At 66.1% G+C, this 14152-nt stretch carries 8 protein-coding genes and 6 pseudogenes; 10 read left to right on the top strand and 4 right to left on the bottom strand.

Annotated elements, in window-relative coordinates:
- Positions 1-41 precede the first annotated feature (41 nt).
- The 3 genes and pseudogenes from IPG63_13975 to IPG63_13965 form a co-directional block, all read right to left on the bottom strand.
- The gene (locus IPG63_13975; GenBank protein MBK6728337.1) at positions 42-671 is read right to left on the bottom strand and encodes an HAD hydrolase-like protein; all 630 of its coding nucleotides are present in this window, start codon (positions 669-671) and stop codon (positions 42-44) included.
- Position 672: 1 nt separating this feature from the next.
- Positions 673-1092: a hypothetical protein gene (locus IPG63_13970; GenBank protein MBK6728336.1), complete on the bottom strand. Its 420-nt coding sequence runs from the start codon at positions 1090-1092 to the stop codon at positions 673-675.
- Positions 1089-2296: pseudogene (locus tag IPG63_13965) on the bottom strand (phosphoglycerate kinase). The gene IPG63_13970 and the pseudogene IPG63_13965 overlap by 4 nt, the downstream one beginning before the upstream one ends.
- A gap of 118 nt (positions 2297-2414) precedes the next feature.
- Between IPG63_13965 and hemN the strand changes: the two are divergent.
- From hemN to IPG63_13945, 4 pseudogenes are all read left to right on the top strand, one after another.
- Positions 2415-3814 (top strand): annotated as a pseudogene (gene hemN, locus IPG63_13960) (oxygen-independent coproporphyrinogen III oxidase).
- 3 nt (positions 3815-3817) lie between these two features.
- A pseudogene (locus IPG63_13955) lies at positions 3818-4570 on the top strand (helix-turn-helix domain-containing protein).
- A 10-nt stretch (positions 4571-4580) separates the two neighbouring features.
- Positions 4581-4981 (top strand): annotated as a pseudogene (locus tag IPG63_13950) (SirB2 family protein).
- Between the two features lie 79 nt (positions 4982-5060).
- Positions 5061-6280, top strand: a pseudogene (locus IPG63_13945) (MgtC/SapB family protein).
- A 397-nt stretch (positions 6281-6677) separates the two neighbouring features.
- Here IPG63_13945 and IPG63_13940 read toward each other — a convergent pair.
- Complete coding sequence (locus IPG63_13940) at positions 6678-8879, bottom strand: TonB-dependent receptor (protein ID MBK6728335.1); 2202 nt, start codon at positions 8877-8879, stop codon at positions 6678-6680.
- A 337-nt stretch (positions 8880-9216) separates the two neighbouring features.
- Between IPG63_13940 and IPG63_13935 the strand changes: the two are divergent.
- The 6 genes and pseudogenes from IPG63_13935 to IPG63_13910 all read left to right on the top strand — a co-directional run bounded on the left by IPG63_13935 (position 9217) and on the right by IPG63_13910 (position 14150).
- A pseudogene (locus IPG63_13935) lies at positions 9217-11147 on the top strand (c-type cytochrome).
- A gap of 130 nt (positions 11148-11277) precedes the next feature.
- Positions 11278-12480: an alginate export family protein gene (locus IPG63_13930; protein ID MBK6728334.1), complete on the top strand. Its 1203-nt coding sequence runs from the start codon at positions 11278-11280 to the stop codon at positions 12478-12480.
- A 137-nt stretch (positions 12481-12617) separates the two neighbouring features.
- A complete protein-coding gene (locus IPG63_13925) occupies positions 12618-13355 on the top strand; it encodes a CoA transferase subunit A (protein MBK6728333.1) in 738 nt (245 codons plus the stop codon).
- 15 nt (positions 13356-13370) lie between these two features.
- Positions 13371-13580, top strand: coding sequence for a hypothetical protein (locus IPG63_13920; GenBank protein MBK6728332.1), 210 nt, complete (start codon positions 13371-13373; stop codon positions 13578-13580).
- 28 nt (positions 13581-13608) lie between these two features.
- Entirely contained in the window at positions 13609-13911 is a 303-nt protein-coding gene (locus tag IPG63_13915; GenBank protein ID MBK6728331.1) for a hypothetical protein, read from the top strand.
- On the top strand, positions 13902-14150 hold the full coding sequence (locus IPG63_13910; GenBank protein MBK6728330.1) for a hypothetical protein: 249 nt from the start codon (positions 13902-13904) through the stop codon (positions 14148-14150). The genes IPG63_13915 and IPG63_13910 overlap by 10 nt, the downstream gene beginning before the upstream one ends.
- Positions 14151-14152: the final 2 nt, after the last annotated feature.

Genomic DNA, 14152 nt, shown 5'->3' with positions numbered 1-14152 from the left:
CGCCACCGCATCCAGGCGACGGTCGCGGAAAACCGCCGCTGCTACATCGCGTTGATCAGATGAGCAGGCGTATCGACCAATGCATCGGCATGCGCCAGTTCCTCTCGGGTGCCAAAACCCCACAACACGCCGATGGCGCGCATACCGTGGTGGCGGGCGCCGTCGATGTCGAGGTGACGGTCGCCGATCATCACGCATTCGTGTGCGTGCAATGCCAGCCGCGCCATGGCTTCGCCGATCAACTCGGGCTTGTGGCTGACACGGCCATCGAGGGTGGCGCCGACGATGGTGTCGAAGTGATGGGCGAAGTCGAAGCCGGCGACGATGCGGCGCGCGTGCGGTTCGTTCTTCGCGGTCACCACTGCAACCCGATGGCCGCGATCGGACAGGGCCTCGATCGCCGCGCCAATGCCGTCGTAGAGGCGGTGCTCGGTGAAACCGACGGCATCGAAGCGTTCGCGATAGAAGCCGATCGCGCGCTCGATGCGTTCATCGTCGTGCAGCACCGAGCGGAAACTGTCGCGCAGCGGCGGCCCCAGCCAGCGGCGCAGCTCGGCCGCATCCGGCAGTGGTTCACCGATACGTTCGAAGGCGTAGGCGACGCAACGGGTGATGGCGTCGGCCGAGTCGATCAGGGTGCCGTCGAGGTCGAAGAACAGGGTCGGCTTCATCTCAGGCTCCGCGCGCACGGCGCAGTTCGACCGTGAGGAAGCCGGCAATCGCCGCCAGTACCAGGCCGACCGCGGTCCACAGGCCAAAGTCGATCCAGTAGCCGGTGTTGAACGCGAAACTGAGGCTCGACGTCGCCAGCCACATGCGCATCCAGCTGATCGGCAGCATCAGCAGCGAGGCGCCCAGTGAGGCCAGCGCGCCATGCAGCGGCCCGTCGCGATTGGCGATGTAGCCGGCGATGCCGCCGCTGCCGATATCGGCCAGCGCCGAAACCACGCGCAGCACGAAACTCAGCAGGGCGAACCACGACGCATCGACCAGGCCGAACAGGAATCCGCTGCCGAAACTCATCAGCAGCGAGATCGCGACATTGAAGCCGGCGCCAGCCAGCAGCGCGCGCCAGACCAGCGGCCCGCTCACGCCGCGCGCGCCTTCAACGCGGTCACTGCCGGCAGCTCCTTGCCCTCGAGGAATTCGAGGAAGGCTCCGCCGCCGGTCGAGATATAGCTGACCTGGTCGACCACGCCGTACTTGTCGATCGCGGCGAGGTGTCGCCGCCACCGGCGATCGAGAATGCGGTCGAGGCGGCGATCGACTTGGCCAGCGCCTCGGTGCCATGGCCGAAGGCGTCGAACTCGAACACGCCGACCGGGCCGTTCCAGACCACGGTGCCGACCTGCAGGATGCGCGCGGCATAGGCCTTGGCAGTCTCCGGCCCGATGTCGAGGATCATGTCGTCGGCCGCGACTTCGTCGACGCGCTTCACCGTCGCCGGTGCCAACGCACTGAACTCGGGCGCGACCACGACATCGACCGGCAACGGGATCTCGGTGCCACGCGCCTTGGCAGCGGCCATGATCTGTTTCGCGGTATCGACCAGGTCGGGTTCGTACAGCGACTTGCCGACCGGGTAGCCGCTGGCGGCAAGGAAGGTGTTGGCAATGCCGCCGCCGACGATCAACTGATCGACCTTGTTGATCAGGCTGGCCAGCAGTTCGAGCTTGGTCGAAACCTTGGAGCCGGCGACGATCGCCAGCAGCGGCCGCGCGGGATCCTGCAGCGCCTTCGCCAGCGCATCCAGTTCCGCCATCAGCAGCGGGCCGCCCGCGGCCTGCTTCGCGAAACGGATGGCGCCATGGGTGGACGCCTGCGCGCGGTGCGCGGTGCCGAACGCATCCATCACGAACACGTCGCACAGCGCCGCGTACTTGCGCGCCAGTGCCTCGTCGTCCTTGGCCTCGCCGACATTCATGCGGCAGTTTTCAAGCAACACCAGCTGCCCGGGCTGCACGCTCACGCCATCGATCCAGTCGCGCAGCAGCGGCACGTCCATGCCCAGCAGTTCGGACAGGCGCTTCGCAACCAGCGCCAGCGAATCGGCCTCGCTCCACTGCCCCTCCTTGGGGCGACCGAGGTGCGACATCACCATCACCGCCGCACCCTTCTTCAGCGCCATCTTCAGGGTCGGGATCGACGCGACGATGCGCTGGTCGGAGGTGACGCGTCCGTCCTCGACCGGCACGTTCAGATCCTGGCGGATCAGCACGCGACGCCCGTGCACGTCGAGATCGGAAAGCGCAGCACAGCCATGTTTCCACTCCGGATCGCATTGCAAGCCGCGCATTACAGCCGCATCGGCGCGGCGCCGCAACGGGCTGCAGCCAAGGCGGGGCAAGGTGCTTACTTGACCCGGATCAAAACGCCTTTGCCGCGGAGTGCTTAGGCTTGCGGCATTCGCGGAGGTGCCTTTGTCCGTCTTGCCGGTTTTCGACCACGACCTGCTGCGCCGTTATGACGGCCCGGGTCCGCGCTACACCTCGTACCCGACCGCGCCGCATTTCGACGCGCGCTTTGGCGCAGCCGACTATCGCCGTCATGCCCGCGCTTCCAACGACGACCCGGTGCCGAGCCCACTGTCGGTCTACGTGCACGTGCCGTTCTGCCACAGCGCCTGCTACTACTGCGGCTGCACGCGCATCATCGCGCGCAATCCCGAGCGTGGTCGCGAATACATCGAACGCCTCGGACTCGAGATCGACCTGCAGGCCAAACTGTTCGACCGTGATCGCCTGCTCACCCAGATCCATTTTGGCGGCGGCACCCCGAATTTCCTTGGTTCCGAGGGCATTCTCGCGGTCATGGCGCGGCTCGAGTCCGCGTTCAGCTTCGACCCCGAGGCCAGCCGCGAGTATTCAGTGGAACTCGACCCACGCCACGCCGACGCCCAACTGGTGGCCGACATCGCCGCAGCCGGCATCAACCGCATCAGCCTCGGCATCAGGACTTCGACGCCGACGTGCAGAAGGCGGTCAACCGCATCCAGTCGGTCGAACAGACCGCCGCCCTGATCGAAGCGGCACGCAGCAACGGCATGCGCTCGACCAATGTCGATCTGATCTACGGCCTGCCGCGGCAGAACCAGCGCGCCTTCGGGCAAACCCTCGATACCGTCATCGGCATGCGCCCGGACCGCATCGCCACCTACAGCTATGCGCACCTGCCGAACCACTTCAAGGCGCAGAACCAGATCCGCGCCGAGGATCTGCCGAGCGCCGAGGAGAAGCTCGGCCTGCTCGAACTCGCGATCGACAAGCTGTGTGGCGCCGGCTACGTCTACATCGGCATGGACCACTTCGCCCTGCCCGACGACGAACTGGTGCTGGCGCAGGAGCGCGGCGGGCTGCACCGCAACTTCCAGGGCTATTCAACCCGCGCCGAGTGCGACCTGATCGGGCTCGGCATGAGCTCGATCGGCAAGATCGGCCATGCCTACGTGCAGAACGCCAAGGACCTGCCGGCCTACTACACGCCGCTGCTCGCCGGCCAGTTGCCGATCGTGCGCGGCTACGAAATGACCGCCCAGGACCGCATCATCGCCGACGCCATCCAGAGTCTGATGTGCCACTGCCGACTGGTAAAAAATACCTTCGGCAGGCGCCATGATCTCGTATTCGACGAGTATTTCGCGTCAGAATTGACGCGTCTTGCCCCCCTGGCCGCCGATGGACTCGTCAACCTCAAACCGGACTGCATCGAAATCACCGCGCGCGGGCGTCTGCTCATGCGCGTCGTCGCCATGTGTTTCGACCGTCATCTGCACCAGTCGCAGGTCGTGCCGCACAAGTTCTCGCGCGTGGTGTAAGCCATGAGTGCGCCGGGCAACATCCTGCGCTGGCCGAGCCCGCAGGACCCGGGCGATGGCGACGACCAGCGCTTCTGCAGCACCTGCGCGTTCGGCCGCGTGTGCATGGTCGGCGGCTACGACAAGCGCGCGCTCGAAGAGTTGCACTGCCTGGTCGAGCACACCGCGCCGATCCACGCCGGCGAAGAAGCGTTCCGCTACGGCGAGCCCTTCGCGGCGATCTACGCGGTGCGCGCCGGCATGGTCAAGACCCGTCGCATCGATGAACAGGGGCGCGAGCAGATCCTCGGCTTCTTCCTGCCGGGCGAGCTGATCGGCCTCAACGGTTTGTACAGCGCGCTATCCCTGTGACGCGATCGCGCTCGACACCGTCACGCTGTGCCGTTTTCGTTCCCGCAACTGAGCATCCTGGCCACGCGCCTGCCTGGCATCCAGGAAACCCTGTTCAAGCTGATGAGCAAGGACATCGTCAATGCCGCACTGCTCGGTGGCGACTACAGCGCCGACGAGCGCCTGGCGGCGTTCCTGCTCAATCTCTCGGAGCGCTTCGCCGACCGCGGCTACTCGGCCACGCGCCTGCACCTGATGATGCCGCGCGCCGACATCGCCAACTACCTGCGCCTGGCCCCGGAGACGGTGAGCCGGGTGCTGCGTCGTTTCCAGGACGATGGGCTGATCGAAGTGGACAAGCGCGAAGTCGCGATCACCAGCATGGATCGGCTGAAGCACGTGGCGCGTTGCGTGCTGCAGCGCTAGTCGCGTGGCGATGGTCTCCACGTACCCACTGATCAAGGCCGTACACGTGCATGCGATCGGCGTGTCGTTCGCGATCTTTTTCCTGCGCGGTCTGCTGATGCTGGCGCGTTCGAAGTACGCCAATCACGCCGTCTTGCGTCACACCAGCTACGTCGTGGACACCACGCTGCTGGCCGCGGCGCTGATGCTCTCGGCGCTGCTCGGGCAGTACCCGTTCGTGCACGCCTGGCTGACCGCCAAGTGCTGCTGCTCGTCGCCTACATCGTCACAGGCAGCTACGCGCTCAAGCGTGCCCGCACGCAGCGCGGACGCATCATCGCGCTGCTGCTGGCGCTCGGCTGCTTCGGGCTGATCGTGGCCATCGCCCGCGCCCACCACTGGGCTGGGCCATTCGCAGCATCGCTGCGCTGAGCGGCGCAGGCACGACTTGCGCGATCGTCGCGAATTGCGCAGGCTCGCGCCATGTCGATCGAAGCCAACGAACCCTGACCTGCTGATCGGCCTTGCGGTCGCGCTCGGCGTCGGGCTGCTGATCGGGGTCGAACGCGAACAGCGCAAGGGCGAAGACCCGGCGCACATCGTTGCGGGGGTGCGTACCTTCGCCCTGATTTCGCTCGCAGGCGCCGTCAGCACGCTGATGGGCACCGCCCTGATCGCCATCGCCGGCGCCTTCGTCGGTCTCGCCGCGCTGCTCAGCTACCACCGCTCGCGCGAGGCCGACCCCGGCCTGACCACCGAAGTGGCAATGTTCGTCGCCTTCCTGCTCGGCGTGCTGGCGATGTCGCAGCGCGAACTGGCGGCCGGGCTCGGCGTGGGGGTGGCGCTGATTCTGGCGCTGAAGTCGCGTCTGCACGCGTTCACGCGCGAGGTGCTGACGCCACAGGAACTGCACGATGGCCTGCTGCTGATCGCCTCGGCGCTGATCGTGCTGCCGCTGCTGCCGGACCGTGCCATCGACCCGTGGCAAGTCTTCAATCCGCACCGGCTGTGGCGACTCGTGGTGCTGGTGATGTCGATCAACGCGCTCGGCTATGTTGCCCAGCGCGCGCTCGGATCGCGCCTGGGACTGCCGCTCTCGGGCTTTGCCAGCGGCTTCGTGTCGGCGACCGCGACCATCGGCGCGATGGCGGCACGTGCGCGCGCAGCCGGAACAGCGGCCTTCCTGCGTCGCCGCAGCGACCCTGGCGAACGTCGCCACCATCCTGCAGTTGGCGCTGGTGCTCGGCGCACTGTCGCGGCCACTGCTGCAGGCGCTGGTCTGGCCGCTGGCCGCCGCTGGCCTGGCCACGCTGGTCGCCGCCAGCTTCTCCGGCCTCGCCGCCTGGCGCGACGGGCGCAATGGCATCGAACCGCTCAAGGGCCGACCGTTCCATCCGACCCATGCGTTGCTGTTCCGTGGCCCTGGTCTCGGCGATCCTGCTGACTTCGGCGATCCTGCAGCACTGGTTCGGCGACGCCGGCGCGCTGGCCGCGGCTGGCGTGTCCGGCTTTGCCGATGCGCACGCCTCCGCGGCCTCGATCGCGCAGGTGTTCAACGCCGGCCAGGTCGATCCCGGTGTGGCCGGCATCGGCGTGCTGATCGGCTTCGCCACCAACACCATCAGCAAGACCACCATCGCCTTCGTCGCCGGCGGCCGCAGCTTCGCTGCACCTGCTGCCAAGCCACATCGCGATGCTGGTCGCGTTCGCGGTGTGTTGTTGGTTCGTTGAACGCGTTTCCGATTCAAGAACATCGCGCCGTGGCCGGCGTAAGAGCATCGCGCCGTGGCCGGCGTAAGAGCATCGCGCCGTTGCCGGCGTAAGAGCATCGCGCCGTTGCCGGCGCTCCTACAAAACAGCGCGCGGCGTCGAGGCCGTTTGTAGGAGCGCCGGCAACGGCGCGATCCATCACCGCGACACACCCACAACGGCGCGATCCATCACCGCGACACCCCCACAACGGCGCGATTCATCACCGCGACACGCCCACAACGGCGCGATCCATCACCGCGACACCCCACAACGGTGCGATCCATCACCGCGGCCCAATCACAACCGCGCGATTCGTCACCGCTTCACCATCACAACGGCGCGATTCATCATCGCGACCCAATCACATCGCGCCCGATCAACCCCGATCCGGAACGAGACCATGAACGATCGCCCGGACTGCGTCGCCAGGTCGACTCGCGCGCGTCCGGCGCGAATCCGCGCACCGAGCTCCACTGCCAGTAGCGACGGTCGCCGAGGTTGCTGATGCCGGCATCGACGCGCATCCAGTCGGTCGCATCAAAGTGCCAGAACAGATCGAACACGCCGTAGCCCGGCGTCGCGAACAGCGCGCCGCGGACGTATCCAGATCATCCTTGCCCGCCGCGAAGCGACCGAGCAGCTCGACGCGATGACGACCATCGCCGCTGTCGCGAGCGAGCCCGAGCACCAGGCGCGCCGGATCGATCGTGTTCAAGGGCAGGTTGCGCTGGGTGTCTTCGCCCTTCGACCAGCTCGCCGACCAGGTCGTGCTGTAGGCGTCAAGCCCGACCGCGGCCAGGCTGGCGTCACCGGACAGCTCGATGCCATGGATGCGCGCGCGATCGCGGTTCTGCGACTGGAACACCAGCAGCCCGCTCTGCGGGTCGCGACCGAGGTTCACGCGTGACTCGATCAGGTCGCGGTAGCGGTTGTCGTACAGCGCGATCTCGGCGTTCGCCTGCTCGCCCGACCAGCGCGCGCCGATCTCGAAACCGTGGCTGCGCTCGGGGCGCAGGTCCGGGTTCGGAATGGCGCTGTAGCCGAACGCGGGGATGTTCAGGCCGATGTTGACGTCGGAGAACGGCGGCGCGCGGAAGCCACGCGCGTATTGCGCGAACAGGCCGAGCGACTCGCTCGCGGCGTAGCGCAGACCAAGCTTCGGCGTGACACTGTGTTCGGTGCTGTCCACGACCGCAGTGCTCGGGTTGTCGGCCAGCCACATCGCGTCGGGATCGGCATCGGTGCGATAGCGGTCCAGACGCAGCGCCGGGATCAAAAACCAGCGCTCGCCGAAACCGATCTCGTCCTGCGCGTAGACGCCGAGTTCCTGCACGGTTGAATTCGGAAAGTCGCGCACCGGCAGGCGTTCGCCGAGGATCACCGGCAAGCTGACGCCGGTCGCGAGGTTGGTCTCCGAACCGTTGCGCGACTCTTCGAGCGCGGTGCGCGCAAAGTCGAAACCGAGCACGTAGCGGTGCGCGAGCGCGCCGGACTGCGCCTCGCCCGCGACCAGCCCTTCGAGACCGACCTGCTGCGTGTCGAAGCGGAACTCGCGCAGGCGGCGCGTTGCCGCGGCGCTCGGCGTCGCGCCGCGGCGGTCCTGCAGCGTGTCCTGCTCGATCTCGGAACGCTGCACGTAGCCCATCAGGTTCCAGCTGCGGAACACGCTGCCGCCAGACTCGCCGCTCCAGGCCAGCGAGGCGCGGCCGCGGCTCTCGCGATCATCGGCCCGCATCGCGGTGGTGCTCGCGTACTGGCCGGGGCCATTGACCAAGGAACGCACATCGGTCTCGACTTCGGCACGGTAGCCATCGAAGCCGAAGCTCAGGCGACCGGGAACGATGTCATCGTGGATCAACTTGGCCAGCACGAAGCGTTCGTCGCCCTCGGCCGGGTTCGATTGCAGGCCGCCGCTGCGCGCAGGTTGTCGCGCTCGTGCTCCTGGCGCTGGTTCGCGCTCAGCAGCATCTGCCAGCCGCCGAGCACGGTCGCGGTCGAAGCGCTCACCGCGGTCGAGGCGTCGCGCGAATCGTGGGTGATGCGCGATCCGACGAAGACGTCTCCGCTGCCTTCGGCGAGCAGATCGCCGGGATCTCGGGTACGCATGGCGACCACACCCGCGAGTGCGTCCGATCCGTACAGGCTCGATGCCGGGCCGCGCAGGAACTCGACCCGCTCCAGCAACTCCGGATCGACCAGGTTGCGCCCTGCGCGAGAAGCTGCCGACCGAGAAGCCATCGCCGAGCGGCACGCCATCGAGTTCGACTGCGACGCGGTTGCCTTCGAGCCCGCGGATCGCGAAGCCCTGGGCACCGAAGCGGCTGGCGTCCTCGTTGACGCTGAGGCTGGCGTCGTAGCGCGCGAGATCGCGGATGTCGCGGATCAGGCGGGTCTCGATGCGCTCGCGCTCGATCAGCGCGACCGAGCCGGCAATCTCTCCGACCGGCTGTTCGACGCGGCTTGCGACCACGACCACGGACTGCAGCTTGCGCGGCGTGGACGACGCTGCAGGATCGGCGGCGAACGCGGGCTGGGCGAAAACTAGGGTGATGGCGATAGCCAGTGAATTGCGACGCATTCTTGTTGCTCCAAAGGGATGCGCGCACCTTACGCGCGACCCGGCCGCAATCTGTTGACCAAAGTCAGTTTGGACCGGTTCGCCAGTTGACCCACGTCAATGTGCAATAAGCCCACGCAAGGAACCTGCGCGCATGCGGGAACCAGCCGCCCCGATTCATCAAAACCAGGAGAACGCCATGCGTAAAACCACCCCCTGCTGTGGCTCGCGCTCGCTCTGAGCGGCGCGGTTGCAGCGGATGACGTCGCCAACGAGCGGCTGCCCAAGCAGGGCCTGGAAGCGGGCAAGGCCGCCTTCCTGGCCAGTGCGCAGCCTGCCATCAGCCCGAGGCACCGGCATGGCCGGCGCCTTCCCGCCGCTCGCCGGTTCCGACTTCCTGACCAAGAACGACAAGCAGATGGTCGTTGCCTCGATCCTCAAGGGCATCAGCGGCGAGATCACCGTCAACGGCAACAAGTTCAACGGCGTGATGCCGGCGATGAGCCACCTCAGCGATGACGAGGTCGCCAATATCGTCACCTTCATCCGCCAGCTGGGGCAACAATGGCCAGGTGGTGTCGAAGAAGGACGTGGCTGCGGCACGCAAGACCTCGCGGTCAGCAGCGACCCGGCCCAGGGCGAACGCCACGTCGGCACCAAGCAGAGCGAGCAGGGCTATCAGGGCGCGCCGTCGTCGGTGAAGTCGAAGGACGTCAAGATGATCGTCAGCCCGGGCGCGCCCTCGCTGTCGAGACCGAGTTCAACCGCGCCCACCCAGATCTTCTTCGAGCGTTGCGCCGGTTGCCACGGCGTGTTGCGCAAGGGCGCAACCGGCAAGCCGCTGACCCCGGACATCACCCGTGCCAAGGGCACCGACTACCTGAAGGCGCTGATCAACTTCGGCTCGCCCGCAGGCATGCCGAACTGGGGTACCTCGGGTGCGCTGACCGCGGCTGAGGTCGACATCATGGCCCGCTTCCTCCAGCACGAACCGCCGGCACCGCCGGAGTGGGGCATGAAGGAGATGAAGGAGAGCTGGAAGGTGCTGGTTCCGGAATCGGAGCGCCCGACCAAGCCGATGCACAGCCGCAACATCGACAATTTCTTCGTCGTCACCCTGCGTGATGCCGGCGAAATCGCGATCATCGACGGCGACACCAAGGAACTCGTCAATACCCTGACGACCGGCTATGCGGTGCACATCACGCGTCCGTCGCACTCACGGCGTTATGCGTACACCATCGGCCGCGACGCCAAGATCGATCTGATCGATCTGTGGATGAACCCGCCGGCAGATCGTCGCCGAGATCAAGATCGGCCTGGAAGCACGCTCGGTCGAGACCTCGAAGTACAAGGGCTTTGAAGACAAGCTTGCGATCGCCGGTGCCTACTGGCCGCCGCAATTCGTGATCATGGACGGTCCGACCCTGGAGCCGAAGAAGATCGTCTCGACCCGCGGCATGACCGTCGATACCCAGGAATATCACCCGGAACCGCGCGTCGCGGCGATCGTCGCCAGCCACGAGCACCCGGAGTTCATCGTCAACGTCAAGGGAAACCGGCCGCATCCTGCTGGTGAACTACGAAGATCTCGACAACCTGTCGGTGACCACGCTCGACGCCGCGCGCTTCCTGCATGACGGCGGCTGGGATGTCACCCACCGCTACTTCATCACCGCCGCGAACCAGTCGAACAAGATCGCCGTGGTCGACTCGAAGGAACGCAAGATGGTCGCGCTGGTCGACGCCGACAAGATCCCGCATCCGGGTCGCGGCGCCAACTTCAACCATCCGACCTTCGGCCCGGTCTGGGCCACCTCGGCGCTCGGCAACGAGAAGGTGACGCTGATCGCCACCGATCCGGAAGGCCACAAGGAGCACGCCTGGAAGGCAGTCGAAGTGCTCAAGGGCCAGGGCGGCGGTTCGCTGTTCGTCAAGACCCATCCGAAGTCGACGCACCTCTATGTCGATACCACGCTGAACCCCGATCCGAAGGCCAGCCAGAGCATCGCCGTGTTCAACATCAACAACCTCGCCGCCGGCTACAAGGTGCTGCCGATCGCCGAGTGGGCCAAGCTCGGCCTGGGCCCGAAGCGCGTCGTGCAGCCGGAATACAACCAGGCCGGCGACGAAGTGTGGTTCTCGGTGTGGAGTGGTTCCAAGGAAGAATCGGCGATCGTCGTGATCAACGACAAGACGCTGAAGCTGAAGAAGGTGATCAAGGGACCGACCCTGATCACGCCGACCGGCAAGTTCAACGTGTTCAACACCGCGAACGACATCTACTGATCGGATGACTGGTGTTCTCCCCTCTCCCTCAAGGGGGAGGAAGAACGCGCGGTCGCCTTTCCTGAGTCGCGTCGCGACGCGCTTCAGGAAAGGCGCAAGCCGAACCGTTTCAAACTTGAGGATTCCACTCATGCGTATTTCCCCGACTGGCCCTGCTGCCGCTGGCCATGGCCGCTGCTTGCGTGCACGCCGAAGAACCCGCCTCCTGGGCGACGCGCTGATCGGCGGCAAGTTCAACCTCGACTCGCGCGTCCGCTATGAAGGCGTCGATGACGACGCCATCACCCGCGACGCGAGCGCCGTGACCCTGCGCAACCGCCTCGGCTACAAGACCGCCCCGTGGCACGGTTTCACCCTGTTCGCCGAACTGGAAGACGTGCGCGACCTCGACGAGAGCTACAACTCGACAGGCAATGGCCGCACCCAGTACCCGGTGGTCGCCGACCCCGAGGGCAGCGAATGGAACCAGGCCTATGTGGCCTGGGATTCCGGCAAGGGCACGCAGCTCATCGCCGGACGCCAGCGCATCATCCTCGACAACGCCCGCTTCATCGGCAATGTCGGCTGGCGCCAGAACGAGCAGACCTACGACGCGTTCACGCTGAACCAGAAGGTCGGCACGAGCGGCATGTTCCGCTACAGCTTCATCGATGACGTGCAGCGCATCTTCGGCAACGAGCATCCGAACCCGCTGTCGGCCGAATACAACGTCGCCGGGCACCTGCTGAACGCTTCGCAGACCTACGCCTCCGGCACCCTCACCGCCTACGGCTACCTCGTCGACAACGCCGATTTGCCGCTGACCTCGAACAAGACGCTGGGCGTTCGCTTCGCTGGTGCGCACCCGCTGTCCGAACCGTGGAAGCTGGTGTACGCGCTGGAGTTCGCGCAGCAGGGTGACTGGCGCAACGGCGCAGACATCATCGATGCCGACTACTACCTGACCGAACTCGGCGCGTCGCGCGGCGCCTACACCGGCAAGTTCGGCCGCGAACAGCTCGGCGGCGATGGCCACTATGCCTTCCAGACCCCGTTGGCGACCCTGCACGCCTTCAACGGCTGGGCCGACAAGTTCCTGGCCACGCCAGTCAACGGCCTGGTCGATACCTTCGTCAGCTTCAATGGCCCGGTCGGCAAGCTGCAGTGGGTCGCTTCCCTACCACCAGTACGAAGCCGACCACGGCCATGCCGACTACGGATCGAGTGGGACGCCTCGCTCAGCTACCCGTTCCTGACCCGCTTCACCGCGATGGCCAAGTTCGCCAGCTACGATGCCGACGGCTACTCGACCGACGCCGACAAGATCTGGCTGTCGCTCGAATACAAGTACTGATCTTGGCTTCGAGGCCCGGCACGGCGCCACCTGGCGTTGTGCCGGGCCTTTGTTTCGTGCGTCCGCCCCCTGCCCGAAGGTACGGCTGGAATTCGCGGGCAAGCGGGTAAGATCGCACCCTCAAGACGGAGGATGCGATGTCGGAAGCGACGCAGGCTGCGCCCACGCGCGGCAAATCGAAGGTGTATCCGGATGCGGCCACGGCGCTGCGTGATCTGGTTGCGGATGGCCAGACGCTCGCGGTCGGCGGCTTCGGCCTGTGCGGCATTCCCGAGGCGCTGATCGCGGCGCTGCGCGATACCGGCGTCAAGGGCCTGACCGCGATCTCGAACAACGCCGGCGTCGATGGCTTCGGGCTCGGGCAACTGCTCAGCACGCGGCAGATCCGCAAGATGATTTCGTCCTACGTCGGCGAGAACAAGGAGTTCGAGCGCCAGTACCTTTCCGGCGAACTCGAACTCGAGTTCAACCCGCAAGGCACGCTGGCCGAGCGCCTGCGCGCCGGCGGCGCCGGCATTCCCGCGTTCTTCACCCGCACCGGTTACGGCACCATCGTCGCTGACGGCAAGGAAACGCGGCAGTTCCCCGACGGCCACTGGTACGTGCTCGAAACCGCGCTCAAGGCCGACGTCGCGCTGGTCAAGGCCTGGAAGGCGGACCGCAGCGGCAACCTGGTGTTCCGCAGGACCGCGCGCAACTTCAACCCGGCCTGCGCGATGGCGGGAAAGGTCTGCGTCGCCGAGGTCGAACAGATCGTCGAGACCGGCGCGATCGATCCCGACCACGTCCACCTGCCCGGCATCTACGTCGACCGCATCGTGTTGAATGCGACGCCGGAGAAACGCATCGAACAGCGCACGGTGCGGGCAGGTTGAGCGGAGCGACGCAGCATGCTCAACGAATTTGACGTGCTGCGCATCGTCGACGAGCGCCTGCGGCAAGCCGGCATCGACTACATGCTGACCGGTTCGTTCGCGATGGCGTTCTACACCACGCCGAGAATGACGCGCGATCTTGACCTTTGTCGTCGCCTTGTCGGCAGACCAGGTGCCGACGCTATTGAACGCCTTCGCCGCCGATTTCTACCTCGATTGCGATGATGCTCGTGCTGCCGTTGCGCAGCAACGCATGTTCAACCTGATGCACCTCGACAGCGCCATCAAGGTCGATCTGATCGTGCGCAAGAACGACGACTATCGTCGCGAGGAATTCGCGCGCCGCCATGCAGTCCGATTCGGCACCGTCGATCTCTGGATCGCGAGTCGCGAAGACCTCATCCTGTCCAAGCTCGTATGGGCGCTGGAAAGCAACTCGGAACTGCAGCGCCGCGATGTGCGGGCACTGGCGCAGGGCGATGTCGACCGCGAGTATCTGCATCGTTGGGCGCCGCGACTCGGCGTCGCCGTTGCACTGGAGGCGGCATGGGCGTGATCGACACCAGTCCCGCGATCGCGGCAATGGTGCATGCCAGGCATCTCGCGATGAGTCCGGAAGAGAGAATGCTGGCTGCCGCCGAGATGTTCGAGGTCGCGCGCTCGATCATCGACGCATCGTTGCCGCCGGACCTGTCAGCGATCGAACGGCGATTCGCGTTCGCAAAGCGCATGTACGGCGACGAACTCCCGGAGGACGCGCTCCTCGCACATGCACATTGGCCCAACAAACCATGAGG

The sequence above is a fragment of the Lysobacterales bacterium genome (genome assembly GCA_016703225.1).
In the GTDB taxonomy this organism is placed as follows: domain Bacteria; phylum Pseudomonadota; class Gammaproteobacteria; order Xanthomonadales; family Ahniellaceae; genus JADKHK01.
Note: the sequence above shows the minus strand (reverse complement) of the source record. Positions and strands in the feature narration are given on the sequence as shown.

Coding starts and splice junctions, on each gene's coding strand:
- IPG63_13910 (MBK6728330.1), top strand. CDS start 13,902: ATGGGCGTGATCGACACCAGTCCCGCGATCGCGGCAATGGTGCATGCC.
- IPG63_13930 (MBK6728334.1), top strand. CDS start 11,278: ATGCGTATTTCCCCGACTGGCCCTGCTGCCGCTGGCCATGGCCGCTGC.
- IPG63_13920 (MBK6728332.1), top strand. CDS start 13,371: ATGCTCAACGAATTTGACGTGCTGCGCATCGTCGACGAGCGCCTGCGG.
- IPG63_13925 (MBK6728333.1), top strand. CDS start 12,618: ATGTCGGAAGCGACGCAGGCTGCGCCCACGCGCGGCAAATCGAAGGTG.
- IPG63_13975 (MBK6728337.1), bottom strand. CDS start 671: ATGAAGCCGACCCTGTTCTTCGACCTCGACGGCACCCTGATCGACTCG.
- IPG63_13915 (MBK6728331.1), top strand. CDS start 13,609: ATGTTCAACCTGATGCACCTCGACAGCGCCATCAAGGTCGATCTGATC.
- IPG63_13940 (MBK6728335.1), bottom strand. CDS start 8,879: ATGCGTCGCAATTCACTGGCTATCGCCATCACCCTAGTTTTCGCCCAG.